This is a genomic window from Haliea alexandrii (assembly GCF_003719295.1).
Lineage (GTDB): Bacteria > Pseudomonadota > Gammaproteobacteria > Pseudomonadales > Halieaceae > Haliea > Haliea alexandrii.
The window spans coordinates 403,625-423,957 of record NZ_RFLW01000001.1; the positions used below are offsets into that span (position 1 = coordinate 403,625).

Below are 20,333 nucleotides of genomic sequence, written 5' to 3' on the forward strand. Positions count from 1 at the left end.
TTGAACCTGTAACTCCAGCTTCGCGCAACCGTCGCGCATCCACTCCATATCACCCGGAGCGGCGCTTTCGACTTAACTCGCAGCAACAGTCTGCTGCGAAACAGTGCCCTGTTCCACGTGGAACATCAGGGGCTTTACGCCATCAGGCCACATCCCCGCGAGGTCGTTGGCATCTACACAGGTGATAAACACCTGCGCCTGCAACGCCGTAAGCGCCTCACAGACTAGCCTGCAGTGCTGTGCATCCAACTCCGACGGCAAATCATCCACGAGGTACACGCACTCCCGTGGCTGTGCCTCGGACATAATTTGTCCCTGCGCCAACTTCAGGCCACACACCACCAGCTTTTGCTGGCCCCGTGACAAGGTTTCCGCCGCTGAGTACCCGGACACCGTAACACGAAGGTCAGCACGCTGAGGACCCACATGCGTGTACCCCTGCTCACAATCGGCAACTTCACTGGCAGCCAGGGCCGCCGAGTACTCGAGAGACTTGTCCCAACCCTTGCGATAACGCAGCTCCAGGCCTTCGAGCGCAGGGGAAAGTTCGGCCATAATCGCTCGAAATCGCGGTGCAAGTGCCTCAAAGTAAGCCTGCCTGAACACGTGAATCTGTTCACCAGAGGTGGCCAACTCACGGGTCCAAACCGACAACTCGGATTGTCCCAGTTTACCACGCCGCAAGAGCTTGTTGCGCTGTTTTACGCACCGCTGAAATCGCTGCCATTCAGTAAAAAAGCGTTGTTCCACGTGGAACACACCCCAGTTCAGGAACTGGCGGCGCGCAGCAGGGCTACCCGTGAGCAAGTCAAAGGAGGCAGCGTTCAACACCTGGAGGGGTAGATGGGCAACCAGCTCCGCGACCGACCGCACCTTTTCGCCAGCCAGCTTTATCTGCAACTCCCCGCTGACATCGCGCTGTACGGCAACTGCCGCGCGCTGACCCGCAGTGGAAAACTCGGTAACTCCATACACCGTGCAACGTTGCTCACCGTGGGCGACCAGAGTGCGTGGCGTACCGGCGCGGAAACTGCGCGACATGCCCAGCATGTGCACAGACTCAAGAATACTCGTTTTGCCGCTACCGTTGGGACCGAAGAATATGTTGACCTGTCCCAGCTCGCGGAGCGCGACCTGAGACAGATTCCGGATATGGTGGATCTGCAGTTGGGTTAACAAAAACGCCTTTTACAACCGCATGGGCATGACAACGTAAAGCGAATCGCCGTCTTCCGATTCCTCCAGCAATGCGCTGCTGTTGGGGTCAGAGAGCGACAGTTTGACTTGCTCACCGCTAAGCACCCCAAGCACATCCAGCAGGTAGCTGACGTTGAAACCTATTTCTACCGAGTCACCCTGGTAATCGACAGATACCTGTTCCTCCGCCTGTTCCTGCTCAGGGTTGTTGGCGACGATTTCGATGACGTCGGGGGCGACCTTCAAGCGTACGCCGCGGTACTTCTCGTTGGAGAGAATCGCGGTGCGGGTAAAGGCTTGCCGCAGCTCCAGGCGCGAACCCAACACGATCTTGTCGGCCGCGCGGGGCAGTACGCGCTCGTAGTCGGGGAACTTACCGTCCACCAGCTTCGATGTGAAGGTGAAGCCCTCGGTGGTGGCTCGCAGGTGATTGCTGCCCAGCACGACCGCGATATCCTGATCTTCTTCGAGGAGCAGACGGGATAATTCAAGTACGCCCTTGCGCGGCAGAATGACCTGGGTGTCCTCGTCTACCGGAACGGGCGAGGGCAGCGTACACATTGCCAGACGGTGGCCGTCGGTGGCGACCACGCGCAAGCGACCGGCCTTGAGTTCCAGCAGCATCCCGTTCAGGTAATAGCGCACATCCTGCTGCGCCATGGCGAACGCGGTGCGGTCAATCAAACGCCGCAGTTGACCCTGCTTGACGGTAAAACGGTGCGTACCAACACCTTCTTCGACAGCGGGAAACTCCCTGGCGGGGAGCGTGGACAAAGTGAAGCGGCTGCGCCCAGAACGCACGGTCACTTTGCCGTCTTCAACGGTGAATTGTATTTCGCTGCCTTCCGGCAGCGACTTGCAGATATCCACCAGCTTGCGGGCGGGCACGGTCACTTCGCCTGGCGCAGAAACCGGAGACGGTAGTGCGACGCGCCCTACCAGTTCAACTTCCAGGTCGGTCCCTGTGAGTGACAACTGGTCGCCTTCCAACACCATCAGCACGTTGGACAGAACCGGCAGCGTCTGCCTCCGCTCAACCACACCGGCAACCAGATTAAGGGGCTTGAGCAATGCATCCCGTGAAATCGAGAACTTCATAAATCCAGGTTCCTTCGGTACGCGCCTACGTCGTGAGTGAGCGCAGCAAGTTTTTGTAATCTTCCCGAATATCAGAGTTGGTTTCGCGAAGCTCCTTTATTTTACGGCATGCGTGCAATACTGTCGTGTGGTCTCTGCCACCAAAACTGTCGCCGATTTCCGGCAGGCTGTGGTTGGTCAATTCCTTGGCCAGCGCCATAGCCATCTGCCGTGGCCGTGCCACCGAACGGCTGCGACGCCGCGACATGAGGTCGGCAACCTTGATCTTGTAATACTCAGCGACCGTGCGCTGGATGTTATCCAGGCTGACCTGCTTGTCCTGCAGTGCCAGCAAATCCTTGAGGCTCTCCTTGACCAGGTCAACATCGACCGGCCGACCAGTGAAGTTAGCGCTCGCTATCACTCTTTTGAGCGCGCCCTCAAGCTCTCTCACATTGGAACGAATACGCTGGGCGATGAAGAAGGCGGCATCCGGGGGCAGGGTAATACGCGACTGGGCGGCCTTGTTCATGAGAATCGCGACGCGGGTTTCCAGCTCGGGCGGCTCGACAGCCACGGTGAGCCCCCAACCAAACCGCGACTTCAGGCGCTCTTCAAGGCCATCTATTTCCTTGGGGTACCGGTCGCAGGTGAGGATCATCTGCTGACCCCCTTCAAGCAGGGCATTGAAGGTGTGGAAGAACTCCTCCTGAGAGCGATCCTTCTTGGCAAAGAACTGGATATCGTCGATCAGCAGGGCATCAACCGACCGGTAATAGCGCTTGAAGTCGCTGATCGCATTCAGTTGCAGTGCCTTCACCATGTCCGCTACGAACCGCTCGGAATGCAGGTACACCACCTTGGCCTCAGGGTTCTGGTGCTTCAGTGCGTTACCGACCGCATGCATCAGGTGGGTTTTACCCAAGCCCACCCCTCCGTAAAGGAACAGGGGGTTATAGGCCTCACCCGGGTTTTCAGCCACCTGGCGCGCCGCCGCCAGCGCGAGCTGGTTGGATTTGCCTTCCACGAAATTGTCGAAGGTATAAGTGTCGACGAGATTCTGCTGCTGTGTATCATCCGGGGCCGACCGACCGCGCAGGGCAGGCGCCGCCAGGCCAAATGCCTGCCGCGGTGCCGGTGGCGCAACCGCCTGCATTCTCGGCGCCGCTACACTGCGCAGCGCAGTGGCACCGCCACTCACTGCATAGCCGGATACTGCCGGCGCCGCAAAAGCATTCCCATTGTCGACGAAGCTGCGCGCTGGCTGCACCGCGGAGGGCTGTTCGAGATCCCGACCCTGACCGATTTCCAGCGCCAATTGGGGCACCTCGGCAGGCGCGATCTGTTGCAATAGCTCCCTGATCCGCGGCGCAAACTTGTCGCTGACAAAATCCTTGATGAATCGGTTGGGCGCAAACAGTGTCAGTTGTTGACCATCCTGGCTGCTCTGCAGCGGGCGAATCCAGGTGTTGAACTGCTGGCTTGGCAACTCGTCCTGAAGACGACTGATACACTGCTGCCATATGACGTCTGGCAAAATACTCCCCTTTGAAGGCCCTTAACTGACCCCCACAACAACTCACTCGCAAGTCGCGCGGCGTGTATCCGCGCGTTGATGACACTTCGGGCTTTTCGATCCCGATGTCGAGATAATACTCTCCCAAGGATGAGTTATCCACACCTCAACGAGTTTTTTTTGAAAGTTATTTTTTCATATAAATCAGATATTTAAGAAAAATATGCCTATTTTTTAGGCGCGGTTTATGAAACCGTAATGTGAACACATGATCTGTGTATAACTTGTGTATATCTTTGGGGCAAGGTGTGCGCTGTTTGCTGCGAAGCCCGTCACCACTGTCTTTCACGCCTCGCTCTGGGGGCCGCATCACAGCGCCTGTCAGGCGTTGAAATAAAGCTGCAGGTGAACATTGAATTTGGGGCGCCCTTTCTCTAGAATACCCAACCTTTTTGCGGCCCGGTACTCCACCGTGCTTCCCGTGCAGCACCAATCACGGGACGGGCGGAGCATCAGCCTTCTATTTATTACCTCCTACTGGAACAGAGTCATGAAGAGAACATTTCAGCCCAGCGTCCTGAAGCGCAAGCGCACCCACGGCTTCCGCTCCCGCATGGCCACCAAGAACGGCCGCCTGGTACTCAGCCGCCGTCGTGCGAAAGGCCGCAAGCGCCTGTCTGCCTGATGCCGGAGAGCCTTTGTGGGCGCAGCCGCTGAGAGCGAACCGACAACTGCGGCTTTCGGCAAATGCCGGCGCCTGTTGAATGCGGCCCATTATCGGGCCGTTTTCGATGGAGCCACAGTGAAAGCTTCGCATCGAAACCTGCTACTATTGGCGCGTCCCGCGGACGGCGCAGAGAGCCGGCTGGGGTTGGTGATTGCCAAGAAGAACGTGCGCAAGGCCGTGCAACGCAATCGCATCAAACGCGTGGTACGGGAATCGTTCAGGCACCTGCCCGCTACAGCGCAACCTCTTGATATCGTTTTTCTGGCGCGCCGCGGCCTGGACGATCTGGACAATGCTTCACTGTTCGCCACGCTGGAAGCACAATGGCAAAAGCTGTCACGACACACCGCCACCGCCCCACGGGCGCGAGACCACTGATGCGTCGTCTTTTCATTGCCCTGATTTCCTTGTACCGGTATGCCATCAGCCCATTTCTGGGCAATCACTGCCGATTCTATCCGAGCTGCTCACATTACGCTCAGGAAGCCATCGAATTGCACGGCGTGGTGCGGGGCTCCTGCCTCACACTGCGCCGGCTTGGCAAATGCCACCCCTGGCATGAGGGGGGCGCCGACCCGGTGCCGCCCTGCAAGCACACTCACCGACAAAGCTGATACCCGCTATGGATTTCCAACGTACTCTGCTGATCGGCGCCATCGCGCTACTTTCGTTCATGCTGTTGACCGAGTGGGTCGCGTTCAAGGATGCCAAAACCACCGCAGCGCAGCCGACTGCCAGCCGCCTGATCAGCAGTGAACCCGATGGGCTACCCGCAACGGGCAGTGAGCTGCCACTCGCCGTACCCGCCATTACCGCGCCGGGCACTGGCGACGAGGACCTGCCGCAAGCGCCCGAAGCCATTGCCGAGCAGCAAACCGCTGCACCCGTGGCGACAGAGAGCGGCACCGGCAGCGACATTATTACCGTACATACAGACGTCCTGCAGGTTGCCATCGATCTACAGGGGGGTGACATCGTGGAACTCGCCCTGCCGGAGCATCTGGAAGACATCGACGCACCTGATCAGCCCTTCGTGCTACTGGAACAGAACGAACGCCGTATTTATGTCGCGCAGAGCGGCCTGATCGGGCCCAACGGCATCGACAGCGAATCACGCGCGCATTTCACAACCACGCAGTCACGCTACGAGCTGGCACCCGGCGCCGACGAACTTCAGGTCGACCTGCTGTGGCAGAACGCGCAGGGGCTCTCCGTTACCAAACGCTTCACCTTGCGCCGCAGCGATTATTTGCTGACCGTCAGCTATATTGTCGACAACCAGACTGGCGAGCGCTGGCAGGGCAACCTGTTCGGCCAGATCAAGCGCGACAGCAGCAAACCGTCTACTGTCGATTCCAGCGGCATGGGCCTGCAGCCCTTCCTGGGTGCAGCCATTACACAGCCGGATGAGCGCTTCACCAAATTCACCTTCAAGGACATGCAGGAAGAGCCGTTCCGCGAGCAACTGCCTGGCGGCTGGATAGCCATGATCCAGCACTACTTCCTCAGCGCCTGGATTCCCGCAGCGGACCAGAGTCACACCTACAGCACCCGGGTCACCGCTTCCGGCTTCAACATCGCCGGCTTCACCAGCCCGGCGCTGGTCGTAGATTCGGGTGAACAGGGTGCCGTCAGCGCAGGTTTCTACGCGGGCCCGAAAGACCAGTACCGGCTGGCGGAAATTTCCCCGTATCTGGACCTGAGCGTCGACTACGGGTGGCTGTGGTGGATTGCGCAGCCACTGTTCTGGCTGCTGATCAAGATACACAGCTTTGTAGGCAACTGGGGTGTCGCCATTATCCTGCTTACGGTGCTGATCAAAACCGTGTTCTTCAAGTTGTCAGCCACCAGCTATCGCTCGATGGCCAACATGCGTCGCGTTGCGCCGAAAATGCAGGACATTCGCGAGCAATACGCTGACGACAAGGCCAAGCAAAGCCAGGCCATGATGGAGCTGTACCGCAAGGAGAAGATCAACCCGATGGGAGGCTGCCTGCCGGTACTGGTGCAAATGCCGGTGTTCATCTCGCTGTACTGGGTGCTGATGGAGAGTGTTGAACTGCGCCACTCACCGTTCTTCCTGTGGATCGAAGACCTCTCGGTAATGGACCCCTACTTCGTACTGCCCCTGTTGATGGGCGCCAGCATGTGGTTCATGCAGAAGCTCAACCCGCCACCGCCGGATCCCATGCAGGCGAAAATCATGCAGTGGCTGCCGGTCATCTTCACCTTCTTCTTCCTGTGGTTTCCGGCAGGCCTGGTACTGTACTGGGTGGTCAACAACCTGCTCTCAATGGCGCAGCAGTATGTTATTACCCGGCAAATTGAAAAGTCGGACGCCAAAGCCTAAGCCTGGTATCGCCCCCTGCGGGGCGCTGCACGGCTGGCGTACACTGCCGCTGTGACCATCGCGCACGACAATTCGGAAACCATCGCCGCCATCGCCACCGCTGCCGGTCGCGGTGGCATCGGCATCGTGCGCCTCTCGGGCCCCGCAGCAGCCGCTATCGCCGAGCGTATTACCGGCAAATCGCTAACACCGCGACACGCACATTTCAGTGTCTTCAGGGATGCACAGGGTGAGCCACTCGACAGCGGTATCGCCCTCTATTTCCCTGCGCCTCACTCCTTCACGGGCGAAGATGTCGTGGAACTGCAGGGGCACGGCGGCCCGGTGGTGCTCGACCTCATTGTGGCTGCCTGTCTCGCTGCCGGGGCACGCCAGGCACGAGCCGGGGAATTTTCCGAGCGCGCCTACCTCAACGACAAACTGGACCTTGCCCAGGCCGAGGCCATCGCGGACCTCATCAACAGCACCACGGCACAGGCTGCACGCAACGCACACCGCTCTCTGCAGGGAGCGTTCTCAACGGAAATCGATCACCTGGTAGCGGAGGTAACACGCCTGCGCATTTACGTGGAAGCCGCCATCGATTTCCCGGAGGAAGAAATCGATTTTCTCGCCGATGGACACGTCGCCGACTCACTGCGAGCGCTACAACAACAGCTGGCAGCGGTCATGGCCTCGGCACAACAGGGGAGCCTGCTGCGCGAAGGTATGAAGGTGGTGATAGCAGGGAAACCCAATGCGGGAAAATCAAGCCTGCTTAACGCGCTCGCCGGCCAGGACAGCGCCATTGTCACCGCCATTGCCGGAACCACCCGGGATATCTTGCGCGAGCATATCCAGATCGACGGCATGCCGCTGCATATTGTTGATACAGCGGGACTCCGGGCCAGCGAGGACGCGGTGGAACAGGAGGGGATTCGCCGTGCCCAGCGGGAAATCGCCAGCGCGGATCGCATACTCCTCGTAATCGATATGACCGACTGCAGTCCACTGCCGGATGACCTCTGGCCCGGTTTTCCACAGACATCGGTACCCATCACACGTATCCACAACAAATGCGACCTCGCCGGGGAGCCGCCCGCGATCACCGGCTCCGGTGATGACGTCACGCTGCAGCTGTGCGCACGCTCTGGCGCTGGCATCGACCTGCTGCGTGACCACTTGAAACAATGTATCGGCTACACCGGCGCGTCGGGAGATGCCTTCAGCGCGCGGCGCCGGCATCTACAGGCCTTGCAGGCGGCCGCCGAGCATCTGGAAAACGGCCGGCTTCAACTGGAGGAGGCGGGCGCCGGCGAATTGCTCGCCGAGGATCTGCGCCAGTGCCACGACGCCCTGGGAGATATCACCGGCAGGATGACCAGTGATGCATTGCTGGGAGAGATTTTTTCCAGCTTCTGTATCGGCAAGTGAGCCCGGCGCCGTTCCCTGTCTCTGTACCCCCCACCGCACAGGCTATACACACCTTATACAGCGCATCGCGGCATAGACGGCGTTGAGGGTATAAACCTGTTGATAACCCGCGGTAGAAAACGGGCATGAGCTGGGGAAAACCTCCTGTGTGCAGTTGGGGTGACGCATACGGGGTTGTTTGGTCCCCAGCCCGTGCACAGAGACACCACGCCAGGAACAGGGCTTGCAACGGTACTTTTCATTGCCGCAAGTGAATGAAACATAGGGATTAATAGGCCTTACACACAGAAACTGTCGACCTATTCAATAACAACATCAGTTCTATTCTTTCATTCCCAATACCTATTTACTTAAATATTTATAAACATCATTTTCAAGCGCGAAAGCATTCAGGCTCCACGAACAAAAACACAGAACATCTTTTGAACAACCGGGTTCCCGGACGTATAATCGCCGGCCCGGTGACGAGCTGCCGGGCAGGAGGCGCACAGGCGTGGAATACCAGCAGAACTTTGATGTGATTGTGATCGGCGGCGGCCACGCTGGTACCGAAGCCTGTCTGGCCGCCGCGCGCATGGGGTGTCGCACGCTGCTGTTGACGCACAGTGTGGATACCTTGGGGCAAATGTCCTGTAACCCCGCGATTGGCGGTATTGGCAAAAGCCACCTGGTGCGGGAAGTGGATGCACTCGGTGGTGCCATGGCGCGCGCTACGGACCGCGCCGGCATCCAGTTTCGCGTGTTGAACGCGCGCAAGGGGCCCGCCGTGCGGGCGACACGCGCCCAGGCCGACCGTGTGCTGTACCGCAACGCCATTCGCGAGATCATTGAAGCCCAGCCCGGCCTGTCGATTTTTCAGCAACCCGTGGATGACCTGCTGGTAGAGCACGGCCGCGTCGCCGGCGCGATAACCCAGATGGGCCTGATATTTCGTGCGCCCACCGTGGTGTTGACCACCGGCACATTCCTCGGCGGAAAAATCCACATCGGCCTGCAGAACAGCTCTGGCGGCCGGGCAGGTGACCCGCCCTCCATTGCCCTGGCGCAGCGACTGCGCGAAATGCCTTTTCGCGTCGATCGCCTGAAAACCGGGACACCGCCGCGTATTGATGCGCGCAGCGTGGATTTCAGTTCACTGGAAGAACAGTGGGGCGACAGCAATGCGCCCGCCATGTCGTTCCTCGGCAGTGTCAGTGAGCGTCCGGAGCAGCGCTGCTGCTGGATCACACACACCAACGAGCACACTCACGACATCATTCGCGGTGGCCTGGATCGTTCGCCCATGTACTCCGGCGTGATTGAGGGCGTCGGGCCACGCTACTGCCCGAGCATTGAAGACAAAATTCACCGATTTGCCGGTAAAGCCTCGCATCAGGTCTTCATCGAGCCCGAGGGCCTGACCACCAGCGAACTCTATCCCAACGGCATTTCCACCAGCCTGCCTTTTGATGTGCAGCTGGCGCTGGTACGTTCCATTCAGGGCTTCGAGAATGCGCACATCACACGGCCCGGTTATGCCATCGAGTACGACTACTTTGACCCGCGTGACCTCAGCTATTCACTGGAAACCAGGGCGCTCCCGGGTCTCTATTTTGCGGGCCAGATCAACGGCACAACCGGCTACGAGGAGGCCGCGGCCCAGGGTCTGCTGGCCGGCCTGAATGCCGCGCTGGCCGTGCAGGGCAAGGCGCCGTGGTGCCCCCGGCGCGATGAAGCCTACATCGGCGTACTCGTGGATGACCTCATCACCATGGGTACACTCGAGCCCTACCGCATGTTCACCTCCCGCGCCGAGTACCGTCTGCTGCTGCGCGAAGACAACGCCGATCTGCGCCTGACGGAAACAGCGCGCAGCATGGGCCTGGTCGATGACCAGCGCTGGGCACGCTTCGCACGCAAGCGCGATGCCATTGCCTGCGAAACCCAGCGCCTGGCGACCACCTGGCTGCATCCGGGAACGTTGGAGGCGGCAGCGCTCGCGCCCAAACTGAAGGCGCCGCTGTCGCGGGAATACAGCCTCGCGGATCTGCTCAAGCGCCCGGGTATCGGTTACGCCGATGTCGCCGGCCTCAAAGGGCAGGCACTGGAAGATGAGCAGGCCTCTGAGCAGGTGGAAATCCAGGCTAAATATGCCGGTTATATCGACCGTCAGCAGGACGAGATTGCGCGCTTGCGCCGCTATGAGGAAACGCCGTTGCCCGCATCCCTGGATTACCAGGCGGTGGATGGCCTGTCTCACGAGGTGCGTCAGAAGCTCACCGACGCCCGTCCAGAAACCCTCGCCCGCGCCGGCAGGATTCCGGGTGTGACCCCTGCGGCGGTGTCGCTGCTGCTGATTTACCTGAAGAAGCGCGGCGCCCTCGAGCGCAGCAGCGACCGCATAAGCGCCTGATTTGGACGCTGCACTTGCGCGCCAGCTGACCACGGGGCTCGACAGCCTGAGTGTAACAGCCACCACAGCGCAGCAGAAAATGCTGCTGGACTACCTCGCGCTGCTGAAGAAGTGGAATGCCGCCTACAACCTGACGGCGATACGCGATCCCGCCGCCATGGTGACGCGGCACCTGCTCGACAGCCTGGCGGTGGCACCCTGGCTCACGGGTGAGCGCTGCATTGATGTGGGTACCGGCGCCGGATTACCCGGTATACCCCTGGCCATTCTGTTTCCCCAGCGTGAGTTCGATCTGCTGGACAGTAATGGCAAGAAAACCCGTTTCCTGTTTCAGGCCAAAACCGCTCTCGGTCTGGATAACGTCACCGTGCACCACGCGCGGGTAGAAAGCTTCTCGCCAGACTGCTGCTATGATGTGGTGCTCTCCCGGGCGTTTGCGTCACTCTCCGATATGCTGGCAGGAACCCGACATTTACTCTGTCCGGGCGGGGTTTTGCTTGCCATGAAGGGCGCGCGCCCCGATGATGAACTGGTGTCGATTGAGCGCCACTGCGCCGTGCGACACATTCGGCCCCTGTCGGTGCCGGGGCTTGACGAGCAACGCCACTTGGTAGAACTTGCCCTGTTGCCGTCAATCGACAATCTGCAGCGGTAATAGCCGACTAAACGGGGAGTGGGCCTTGGCACGAGTTCTTGCAATTGCAAACCAGAAGGGCGGGGTGGGTAAAACCACCACCTCTGTCAATTTGGCCGCATCCCTTGCCGCAATGAAAAAACGCCTGCTGCTGGTGGATCTCGACCCGCAGGGCAACGCCACGATGGGCAGTGGTATCGACAAGCACGGTGTTGAGCGCAGTATTTACGATGTGCTGGTGCACCGTGCCCCGGTACATTTGATCACCCGGCGCGTACCCGAGGGTGGCTTTGATGTGTTGCCATCCAATGACGACCTCACTGCGGCCGAAGTGGAACTGATGGGGGTGGAGCAACGCGAACGGCGACTTAACACTGCGCTGCGTGAGGTGGCGTCAGCTTACGACTACATTCTTATCGACTGCCCTCCGTCCCTGAACATGCTCACCCTCAACGGCCTGGTTGCGGCGGATGGCGTCGTGATCGCCATGCAGTGTGAGTACTATGCCCTTGAGGGCCTCTCGGCATTGGTCAATACCATTCGCCGCGTGGCGGAGTCGGTGAACCCGTTGTTACAGATCGAGGGCATCTTGCGCACGCTGTACGACCCCCGCAACAGCTTGACCAACCAGGTGTCGAACCAGTTGCACGAGCATTTTGGTGAGGCGGTCTACCGCACGGTGATTCCGCGCAACGTGCGTTTGGCCGAGGCGCCGAGTCACGGCCTGCCGGTCATGTATTACGACCGCCACTCGCGCGGCTCGCGTGCTTACATGGCCCTGGCGGGTGAGCTTATTCGCCGTGAAGAGAAGCGCAGCATCGCCACTGGCAGTGCCGCGACCAAGGTATAGGAGAGCAGAGGATGTCAGCCAGAAAACGGGGATTGGGGCGCGGGCTGGATGCGCTGCTCGGTGCCGGTACCCAGCCCCGCGAACTGCCTGAAGGGGAAGTGTCGGCCGCCGGTGGTGACGCGCAGCAACAGGTGCTGAAAGACCTGCCGGTGGATCTGATACAGCGCGGGAAATACCAGCCGCGGCGCGATATTGACCCCGAATCCCTGCAGGAACTGGCTGACAGCATTCGCGCCCAGGGCATCATGCAGCCCATCGTGGTGCGCCCCGTTGCCGAACGCAAGTACGAAATCATTGCTGGTGAACGCCGTTGGCGGGCCGCACAGCTGGCTGGCCTTGACCACGTCCCGGCGGTCGTTCGCGATGTCAGCGATGAAGCGGCAATCGCCATGGCGCTGATCGAGAACATACAGCGCGAAGACCTCAACCCGATCGAAGAGGCGATAGCGCTGCAGCGCCTGCAGCAGGAGTTTCAGCTGACGCAGCAAGAAGTGGCTGACGCGGTGGGTAAATCGCGCTCCACCGTGACCAACCTGCTGCGCTTGATGTCGTTGCAGAGTGATGTGCGCCTGTTGCTGGAGCGCGGTGACCTGGAAATGGGTCACGCCCGTGCGCTGCTCGGCATTGAGGGTACGGCGCAATCGCAGGCTGCCAGAACCGTGGTGGGCAAAGGTCTCTCAGTGCGACAAACTGAAGCCCTGGTGCGCGGGCTACTGGCGCGACAGGACCAGCCGACCGAAGCGCCGCCGCGCATGGACCCGAACATCCGCCAGCTGCAGGATGACCTGTCCCAAAAGATCGGTGCACGGGTGCAGATCCAGCACGGCGCGAAAGGCAAGGGCAAGCTCGTGTTGACTTATAACAGCCTGGATGAGCTGGACGGTATACTGAGCCATATTCGCTAGCGCCCGGCCTCATTACCACAGGATGTAGTGGCTCGCTGTGCGGGAACTACCAGATAGCGTGTGTGACCTTCCAATCGCGGCAAAACGAGGCAAACTGGCGCCAACATGCTGCCAACGTCAGCGATATTTCGTGCCGCCAAGGCGGTGATTCGGTTGAACCTGCCACCCAATGCCCCTATAATGCGGGCGCCCAAAACGAGGAACAATCGTGTGGCAGGCGTCCATCGCATAGCCCTGATGCAGTTGGCCACGCTCGTTCCTTCATGCCTGCTGGTCTGGCTGGCGCTTGATGAAACGACAGCACTGTCATGGACGTGCGGCGGTGTGGTGGCGGTAGTGCCGCAGGCGTGGTTTGCCCTGAAGCTGTTTCGCGCGCGCGGCGTGCGACCGGCAACGGAAATCGCACGCTCTGCGCTGAGCGGCGAAGCCGGCAAGTTCCTCTTGAGCGCGGCGGGATTTGCCGCGGTATTCGCATTGCTGCGGCCGATAGAGCCGGGGGCAGTGTTCGCCGGATACGGCGTGATGTTGATAGTGCAAACGATAGGAAGCTGGCGGATGCTGATGTCCCGCGAGCAGAAACAAACCGAAACACCGAAACAAGAGTTGTGATCGATGGCAGGCGAAAACCAGACGGTTTCAGAGTACATTGTCCACCACCTGACCAACCTGACCTATGGCAAGCTGCCTGCCGGTTATGAGCGCTACGATGGCTCCATCATCGGTGATGGCGGTGCGTGGGTTATGGCACACGGCGGCGCTGAAGCGGCTGATATGGGTTTCACGGCGATCCACGTGGATTCCATGGCGTGGTCGATCGGTCTCGGTATCGTATTCAGCTGGCTTTTCTACAGTGTGGCGAAAAAAGCCTCTTCCGGTGTGCCCAGCGGCCTCGGCAGCGCCGTGGAAATGATTGTCCAGTTTGTCGATAACACCGTGCGCGATACGTTTCACGGTCGCAACCCGCTTATTGCACCGCTGTCCCTGACCATCTTCGTCTGGATTTTCCTGATGAACCTGATGGACCTCGTGCCGGTGGATATCGTGCCTGAGTTGATGATGTTGCTGGGTGTGGAATACCACAAGATCGTGCCATCCACCGACCCGAATATCACCTTTGGTATGGCCATCGGCGTGTTGATTCTCATCCTTTATTACTCGATCAAGGTCAAGGGTTTCGGGTTTGCCCGGGAACTGGCAATGAACCCGTTCAACCACCCCCTGTTCATTCCCGTGAACCTGTTCATGGAGATCGTCGGCCTGCTGGCGAAGCCTTTCTCTCTCGCACTGCGTCTGTTTGGCAACATGTACGCGGGCGAAATGATCTTTATCCTGATTGCAGCCCTGTTCAGCGCCGGTGTGGCCTGGATGGCGCCGGCAGGTATCCTGCAGATCGGTTGGGCGATTTTCCATATTCTGGTAATCACCCTGCAGGCTTTCATCTTCATGGTGCTGACGATTGTGTATCTCAGCATGGCCCACGAAGACCACTGATTCACCTTTAACTTTGGTTATTAACGCTAGGAGAAAATCATGGAATTAGTTCTTATTGCTGCTGCAATTATGATCAGCCTCGGTGGTCTGGGTGCGGCTATCGGTATCGGCATGCTGGGCGGCAAGCTTATCGAAGGTTCTGCACGTCAGCCTGAGCTGGCTCCCAAGCTGCAGGTTACCTTCTTCCTGGGCGCGGGCCTTGTGGACGCGATTCCGATTATCGGCGTAGGTCTGGCTATGTACCTGATCTTCGTTGTTGCCCCTGGAATGGCTTGAGCACGACCAACAACGCAACCGTGAGCGGGGTGGCTGTACTGGCTGCCCCACCATATCTGTGAGGAGTATGGCGTGAATATCAACCTTACGCTTATCGGACAGGTCATCGCCTTCTTCGGCTTCGTCTGGTTCTGCATGAAGTTTGTCTGGCCGCCCATCATTGCGGCCATGCAGGAGCGCGAAAAGAAAATCGCGGACGGCCTGGCAGCCGCCGATCGTGCCAGCCACGATCTGGAACTGGCGCAGGAGAAAGCGCTGGAGCGTTTGAAGGAAGCCAAGCATGAGGCGGCCGGTATTGTCGACTCCGCCAACAAGCGTGCCAGCCAGATTGTGGAAGAAGCCAAAACAGCGGCGGTGACGGAAGCGGAGCGGGTGAAAACTGCTGCGCGCTCGGAGATCGAGCAGGAAACGAACCGTGCCCGCGAGGCACTGCGTTCGCAGGTTGCCGTGTTGTCTTTGGCCGGTGCCGAAAAAGTGCTTGGCGCAACGATTGATCAGGACGCGCACGCGGACCTGGTCAACAAACTGGCTGCAGAGCTTTGATGGTGAGGACGTTATGGCCGAACTGACCACGCTGGCCCGCCCCTACGCGAAGGCGGCATTCGAGTACGCTCGTGACAGCGAGAGCCTGACCGAGTGGCTGCCGCAGCTGCAACTGGCTGCTGCCGTTAGTCGCGACAGCCGCATGCAGGCGCTGTTGCGCAACCCGGAAAAAGACGGGCCGCAGCTTGCCAGCGTGCTGGCAGACGTGTGCGGTGAGCAGCTCGGCGATGCCGTGCGCAAATTTCTGGGTGTGCTGGCGCAGAACCGGCGCCTGCTTCTGTTGCCACAGATCACCGCGCTGTTTGCCGGTTACAAGGCGAACTTCGAAAAGTCAGTGGATGTAGAGGTTGTTTCCGCGTTTGATCTGGCGGACGACATGACCGACAAGCTGGCCTCCGCCCTGAGTACGCGTCTGGAGCGGAAAATAAACGTGCACACCACAACAGACCCCGATCTGTTGGGTGGTGTGTTGATCAGGGCCGGCGATCTGGTGATCGATGGTTCGGTACGCGGCAGGCTGAACAAGCTGGCCGCGGCAATGAATTTGTAGGATTGAGGAACAGAGCATGCAGCAACTGAATCCGTCAGAAATTAGCGAGATGATCAAACAGCGCATCGACCAGCTCGATGTGTCATCCGAGGCGCGCAACGAAGGTACCGTTGTTTCGGTAACCGACGGTATTATCCGTATCTACGGTCTTACCGACGTGATGTACGGTGAGATGATCGAGTTCGAAGGCGGCATCTTCGGGATGGCGTTGAACCTCGAGCGTGACTCGGTCGGCGCGGTTATTCTCGGCGACTACAAGAACCTGGCCGAAGGCCAGTCTTGCCGCTGCACCGGCCGCATTCTCGAAGTGCCGGTGGGCCCCGAGCTGCAGGGCCGTGTTGTCGACGCGCTGGGTAACCCCATCGACGGCAAGGGTCCGATCAACGCCAAACTGACCGATGCACTGGAAAAAGTCGCGCCGGGCGTTATTGCCCGCCAGTCGGTAGACCAGCCGGTGCAGATCGGTTTGAAAGCGATCGATGCCATGGTGCCGATCGGCCGCGGCCAGCGCGAGCTGATCATTGGCGATCGCCAGGTGGGCAAGACCGCCATCGCCGTGGACGCGATCATCAACCAGAAAGGTACCGGCATTAAGTGTATCTACGTAGCGATCGGCCAGAAGGCCTCCTCCGTCGCTTCGGTAGTGCGCAAGCTCGAAGAGCATGGCGCCATGGAGCACACCATCGTGGTGGCCGCGACGGCGTCGGACCCCGCAGCCATGCAGTTCCTGGCACCTTTTGCCGGTTGCACCATGGGCGAGTACTACCGCGACCGCGGTGAAGACGCGCTGATCATCTACGACGACCTGACCAAGCAGGCCTGGGCGTATCGCCAGATCTCCCTGCTGCTGCGTCGTCCGCCCGGCCGCGAAGCCTACCCCGGTGACGTGTTCTATTTGCACTCGCGTCTGCTGGAGCGCGCGGCGCGGGTCAACGCTGACTATGTCGAGCAGATGACCAAAGGCGAAGTCAAAGGCAAGACCGGTTCGCTGACCGCACTGCCGGTGATTGAGACCCAGGCCGGTGACGTTTCCGCGTTCGTACCGACCAACGTGATCTCCATTACCGACGGCCAGATCTTCCTGGAAGCCGACATGTTCAACGCGGGCGTGCGCCCGGCGATGAACGCCGGTATTTCGGTATCTCGCGTGGGCGGTGCTGCACAGACCAAGATCATCAAGAAGCTGTCCGGCGGTATTCGTACTGCACTGGCCCAGTACCGTGAGCTGGCGGCCTTCTCCCAGTTCGCGTCTGACCTGGACGAAGCCACCAAGGCCCAGCTGGATCAGGGGGAGCGCGTGACCGAGTTGATGAAGCAGGGCCAGTATGCGCCGCGCTCCATCGCCGATATGGGCGTTGTGCTTTATGCGGCCAACGAGGGTCATCTGCGCGGTGTGGAAGTGAACAAGATTCGCGATTTCGAAGCGTCTCTGCTGTCGTTCATGCACAGCGAATACGGCGACCTGATGAAAAAGATTGTCGACACCGGCGATTACAACGATGAGATCGAGTCTGCCTTTAAAACGGCGATCGAAAAGTTCAAGGCCACGCAAACCTGGTAACCCCGAGGACCGCAGATGGCAGTCGGAAAAGAAATCCGGACGAAGATACACAGTATCCGGAGCACGCAGAAGATCACCAGCGCCATGGAAATGGTCGCGGCGAGCAAAATGCGCAAGGCCCAGGAGCGTATGGCCCTGGGCAAGCCCTACGCGCGGCGGATGCGGTCGGTGGTCGGCCATATTGCCAACTCCGCACCGGAGTATCGCCACGCCTACATGATCGAACGCGAAGTGAAACGCGTCGGTTTTGTGGTGGTGTCCACGGATCGTGGACTCTGCGGTGGCTTGAACATCAACCTGTTCAAGGCCACGGTGAAAGCCATGAAAGGCTGGGCCGACCAGGGTGTGGGTATCGACCTGTGCCTGATCGGTGCCAAGGCGGCAGCGTTCTTCAAGAGCTATGGCGGTAACGTCACTGCTGCCGTGCGCGACATTGGCGAGGAGCCCACGCTGGGCGACCTTATCGGCAGTGTGAAAACCATGCTCGATGCCTACGAAGAGGGGCACATTGATCGCCTGTTTCTGGTCAGCAACGAGTTCGTCAACACCATGACCCAGAGCCCCAGTGTCGAGCAGCTGTTGCCGCTGCTGGCAGAAGACAGTGCGGAAATGAAGCACCACTGGGACTACATCTACGAGCCGGATGCGATGCAGCTGCTGGAAAGCCTGCTGACTCGTTATATTGAATCGCAGGTGTACCAGGCCGTGGTCGAAAACGGTGCCTGCGAGCAGGCGGCGCGGATGTTGGCGATGAAGAACGCAACCGATAACGCTGGTGAGCTGATTGACGACCTGCAGCTGATCTACAACAAGGCACGGCAGGCGGCGATCACGCAGGAGCTGTCAGAAATTGTCAGCGGCGCGGCGGCCATCGGCTAGGACGTAACCTATTCGGTAGCGCCGCGTGCTCGCGGCACTGCCACCCAGAATTGAACTTTGATGCAGAGGATCCGAACATGAGCAGCGGACGAATCGTACAAATTATCGGTGCCGTGATCGACGTGGAGTTTCCACGCGAAGACGTACCCAAGGTTTACGATGCACTGTTGGTTACCGAAAAAGGCCTGACCCTGGAAGTCCAGCAGCAGCTGGGTGACGGCGTCGTGCGCACCATTGCCATGGGCTCCTCCGAAGGCGTGAGCCGGGATCTGGCCGTGGAAAACACCGGTGCCCCCATCGCTGTGCCGGTCGGTATTGAAACGCTGGGCCGCATCATGGACGTCCTCGGCAATCCGATTGACGAGTGCGGGCCCATCGGTGAACAGGAGCGCGCCTCCATTCACCGCAAAGCGCCGGCCTATGACGAGCTGGCCGCTTCGGAAGAGTTGCTGGAAACCGGCATCAAGGTTATCGACCTGGTCTGCCCGTTTGCCAAGGGCGGTAAAGTCGGCCTGTTCGGCGGCGCCGGTGTGGGCAAGACCGTGAACATGATGGAGCTCATCAACAACATCGCCACCGAGCACTCGGGCCTGTCCGTGTTCGCGGGTGTGGGTGAGCGTACTCGTGAAGGTAACGACTTCTACCACGAGATGCAGGAAGCAGGCGTCGTCAACGTCAAGGACTTCCCCAAGTCCAAGGTGGCGATGGTTTACGGCCAGATGAATGAGCCGCCCGGTAACCGTCTGCGCGTTGCCCTGACTGGCCTCACCATGGCCGAGAAGTTCCGCGATGAAGGCCGCGACGTACTGCTGTTTGTCGACAACATCTACCGCTACACGCTGGCCGGTACTGAAGTGTCCGCATTGCTTGGCCGTATGCCCTCCGCGGTGGGCTACCAGCCCACGCTGGCAGAGGAAATGGGTGTGTTGCAGGAACGCATCACCTCCACCAAGACGGGCTCTATTACCTCAATCCAGGCGGTGTACGTGCCTGCGGACGACCTGACTGACCCGTCACCCGCAACCACCTTCGCCCACCTGGATTCCACCGTGGTACTGTCGCGTGACATCGCCGCCAAGGGTATTTATCCCGCGGTAGATCCGCTGGACTCCACCAGTCGCCAGCTCGACCCGCTGGTGATTGGCCAGGAGCACTACGATGTGGCCCGCGGCGTACAGACGGTGCTGCAGCGCTACAAGGAACTGAAGGACATCATTGCCATCCTCGGTATGGACGAATTGTCTGAGGAAGACAAGCAGACAGTGGCCCGCGCGCGCAAAATCGAGCGTTTCCTGTCCCAGCCCTTCCACGTTGCGGAAGTGTTCACCGGCGCGCCCGGCAAGTATGTTTCCCTGAAGGATACGATCACGGGCTTCCAGGGCATTCTGGCCGGCGAATACGATCACCTGCCGGAGCAGGCCTTCTACATGGTCGGCAGCATCGATGAAGCGATTGAGAAAGCAGGCAAGCTCTAGGGCTTGAGCGAGAGGGTCTGGAGATGGCAATGACAATTCACTGCGACATCGTCAGTGCGGAGGAGGAGATTTTCTCCGGGCTGGTGGAAATGCTCGTGGCAACCGCCGAACTCGGCGAGATGGGCGTCAGCTACGGCCACGCGCCGCTGTTGTCCTCATTGATCCCGGGGCCGATCCGTATCGTCAAGCAGGGCGGTGACGAGGAAGTGTATTACGTATCGGGCGGCTTCATCGAAGTACAGCCCGGCGTGGTCTCCATCCTTGCCGATACCGCGCTGCGTGCCGGTGATGTTGACGAAGCAGCCGCCGAGGAAGCGCGCCGCGAGGCCCTGCACACGCTCACCAATCAATCCGGCGATTTCGACTACGGCCGTGCGTCCGCGCAGTTGGCTGAAGCTGCGGCGCAGCTTGCCGTGCTGCGCAAAATGCGCAACCGCGCGGGCCGCGGGTAAGCGCACCTTCCAGGCCCTGTCCAACAGGGCCTTTTTGTTCCACTT

The 20,333-nt window shown here is 59.7% G+C and carries 21 protein-coding genes; 18 read left to right on the forward strand and 3 right to left on the reverse strand.

Translation table 11 applies throughout. The features are described from left to right. Positions 1–72: 72 nt before the first annotated feature. Genes recF through dnaA form a run of 3 tightly spaced genes read right to left on the reverse strand, consistent with a single transcriptional unit; the run spans position 73 to position 3,811 of the window. Positions 73–1,179 carry a DNA replication/repair protein RecF gene (gene recF / locus EGJ68_RS01885; protein ID WP_123032866.1) on the reverse strand — a complete coding sequence of 369 codons (1,107 nt, stop codon included), beginning with the start codon at positions 1,177–1,179 and terminating at the stop codon, positions 73–75. A 9-nt stretch (positions 1,180–1,188) separates the two neighbouring features. Further along, positions 1,189–2,295 carry a DNA polymerase III subunit beta gene (dnaN, locus tag EGJ68_RS01890; RefSeq protein ID WP_123032867.1) on the reverse strand — a complete coding sequence of 369 codons (1,107 nt, stop codon included), beginning with the start codon at positions 2,293–2,295 and terminating at the stop codon, positions 1,189–1,191. Positions 2,296–2,320: 25 nt separating this feature from the next. Next, the gene (gene dnaA / locus EGJ68_RS01895; protein WP_123032868.1) at positions 2,321–3,811 is read right to left on the reverse strand and encodes a chromosomal replication initiator protein DnaA; all 1,491 of its coding nucleotides are present in this window, start codon (positions 3,809–3,811) and stop codon (positions 2,321–2,323) included. A 529-nt stretch (positions 3,812–4,340) separates the two neighbouring features. On the opposite strand from dnaA, the gene rpmH reads away from it, so the two are divergent. The 18 genes from rpmH (at position 4,341) to EGJ68_RS01985 (ending at position 20,288) form a co-directional block, all read left to right on the forward strand. Continuing rightward, positions 4,341–4,475 (forward strand): 50S ribosomal protein L34, encoded by a 135-nt coding sequence (gene rpmH / locus EGJ68_RS01900; protein WP_027949988.1) that lies wholly within the window; start codon positions 4,341–4,343, stop codon positions 4,473–4,475. A 15-nt stretch (positions 4,476–4,490) separates the two neighbouring features. Further along, on the forward strand, positions 4,491–4,895 hold the full coding sequence (rnpA, locus tag EGJ68_RS01905; protein ID WP_123032869.1) for a ribonuclease P protein component: 405 nt from the start codon (positions 4,491–4,493) through the stop codon (positions 4,893–4,895). Next, positions 4,895–5,131 carry a membrane protein insertion efficiency factor YidD gene (gene yidD, locus EGJ68_RS01910; RefSeq protein WP_123032870.1) on the forward strand — a complete coding sequence of 79 codons (237 nt, stop codon included), beginning with the start codon at positions 4,895–4,897 and terminating at the stop codon, positions 5,129–5,131. Before rnpA ends, yidD begins: the two co-directional genes overlap by 1 nt. 8 nt (positions 5,132–5,139) lie before the next feature. Then, on the forward strand, positions 5,140–6,867 hold the full coding sequence (gene yidC, locus EGJ68_RS01915; RefSeq protein ID WP_123032871.1) for a membrane protein insertase YidC: 1,728 nt from the start codon (positions 5,140–5,142) through the stop codon (positions 6,865–6,867). Between the two features lie 57 nt (positions 6,868–6,924). Further along, positions 6,925–8,280: a tRNA uridine-5-carboxymethylaminomethyl(34) synthesis GTPase MnmE gene (gene mnmE, locus EGJ68_RS01920; RefSeq protein ID WP_123033986.1), complete on the forward strand. Its 1,356-nt coding sequence runs from the start codon at positions 6,925–6,927 to the stop codon at positions 8,278–8,280. Positions 8,281–8,773: 493 nt separating this feature from the next. Beyond that, the gene (gene mnmG, locus EGJ68_RS01925) at positions 8,774–10,672 is read left to right on the forward strand and encodes a tRNA uridine-5-carboxymethylaminomethyl(34) synthesis enzyme MnmG (protein ID WP_123032872.1); all 1,899 of its coding nucleotides are present in this window, start codon (positions 8,774–8,776) and stop codon (positions 10,670–10,672) included. 1 nt (position 10,673) lies between these two features. Further along, positions 10,674–11,327: a 16S rRNA (guanine(527)-N(7))-methyltransferase RsmG gene (gene rsmG, locus EGJ68_RS01930; protein WP_123032873.1), complete on the forward strand. Its 654-nt coding sequence runs from the start codon at positions 10,674–10,676 to the stop codon at positions 11,325–11,327. A 25-nt stretch (positions 11,328–11,352) separates the two neighbouring features. Next, on the forward strand, positions 11,353–12,156 hold the full coding sequence (locus EGJ68_RS01935; protein WP_123032874.1) for a ParA family protein: 804 nt from the start codon (positions 11,353–11,355) through the stop codon (positions 12,154–12,156). An 11-nt stretch (positions 12,157–12,167) separates the two neighbouring features. Beyond that, entirely contained in the window at positions 12,168–13,061 is an 894-nt protein-coding gene (locus EGJ68_RS01940; protein ID WP_123032875.1) for a ParB/RepB/Spo0J family partition protein, read from the forward strand. Between the two features lie 237 nt (positions 13,062–13,298). Next, positions 13,299–13,670, forward strand: coding sequence for an ATP synthase subunit I (locus tag EGJ68_RS01945; RefSeq protein ID WP_158283456.1), 372 nt, complete (start codon positions 13,299–13,301; stop codon positions 13,668–13,670). 3 nt (positions 13,671–13,673) lie between these two features. Beyond that, on the forward strand, positions 13,674–14,552 hold the full coding sequence (gene atpB, locus EGJ68_RS01950) for a F0F1 ATP synthase subunit A (RefSeq protein ID WP_123032877.1): 879 nt from the start codon (positions 13,674–13,676) through the stop codon (positions 14,550–14,552). Between the two features lie 39 nt (positions 14,553–14,591). Then, positions 14,592–14,828 carry a F0F1 ATP synthase subunit C gene (gene atpE, locus EGJ68_RS01955; RefSeq protein ID WP_027949997.1) on the forward strand — a complete coding sequence of 79 codons (237 nt, stop codon included), beginning with the start codon at positions 14,592–14,594 and terminating at the stop codon, positions 14,826–14,828. A gap of 72 nt (positions 14,829–14,900) precedes the next feature. Then, positions 14,901–15,371: a F0F1 ATP synthase subunit B gene (locus tag EGJ68_RS01960; RefSeq protein ID WP_027949998.1), complete on the forward strand. Its 471-nt coding sequence runs from the start codon at positions 14,901–14,903 to the stop codon at positions 15,369–15,371. Between the two features lie 13 nt (positions 15,372–15,384). Beyond that, positions 15,385–15,921 (forward strand): F0F1 ATP synthase subunit delta, encoded by a 537-nt coding sequence (locus EGJ68_RS01965; protein WP_123032878.1) that lies wholly within the window; start codon positions 15,385–15,387, stop codon positions 15,919–15,921. Between the two features lie 16 nt (positions 15,922–15,937). Continuing rightward, complete coding sequence (gene atpA, locus EGJ68_RS01970) at positions 15,938–17,482, forward strand: F0F1 ATP synthase subunit alpha (RefSeq protein ID WP_123032879.1); 1,545 nt, start codon at positions 15,938–15,940, stop codon at positions 17,480–17,482. Between the two features lie 15 nt (positions 17,483–17,497). Beyond that, positions 17,498–18,361 carry a F0F1 ATP synthase subunit gamma gene (gene atpG, locus EGJ68_RS01975; RefSeq protein WP_123032880.1) on the forward strand — a complete coding sequence of 288 codons (864 nt, stop codon included), beginning with the start codon at positions 17,498–17,500 and terminating at the stop codon, positions 18,359–18,361. A 77-nt stretch (positions 18,362–18,438) separates the two neighbouring features. Continuing rightward, positions 18,439–19,836, forward strand: coding sequence for a F0F1 ATP synthase subunit beta (gene atpD / locus EGJ68_RS01980; protein ID WP_123032881.1), 1,398 nt, complete (start codon positions 18,439–18,441; stop codon positions 19,834–19,836). Between the two features lie 23 nt (positions 19,837–19,859). After that, positions 19,860–20,288: a F0F1 ATP synthase subunit epsilon gene (locus EGJ68_RS01985; RefSeq protein WP_027950003.1), complete on the forward strand. Its 429-nt coding sequence runs from the start codon at positions 19,860–19,862 to the stop codon at positions 20,286–20,288. Positions 20,289–20,333: the final 45 nt, after the last annotated feature.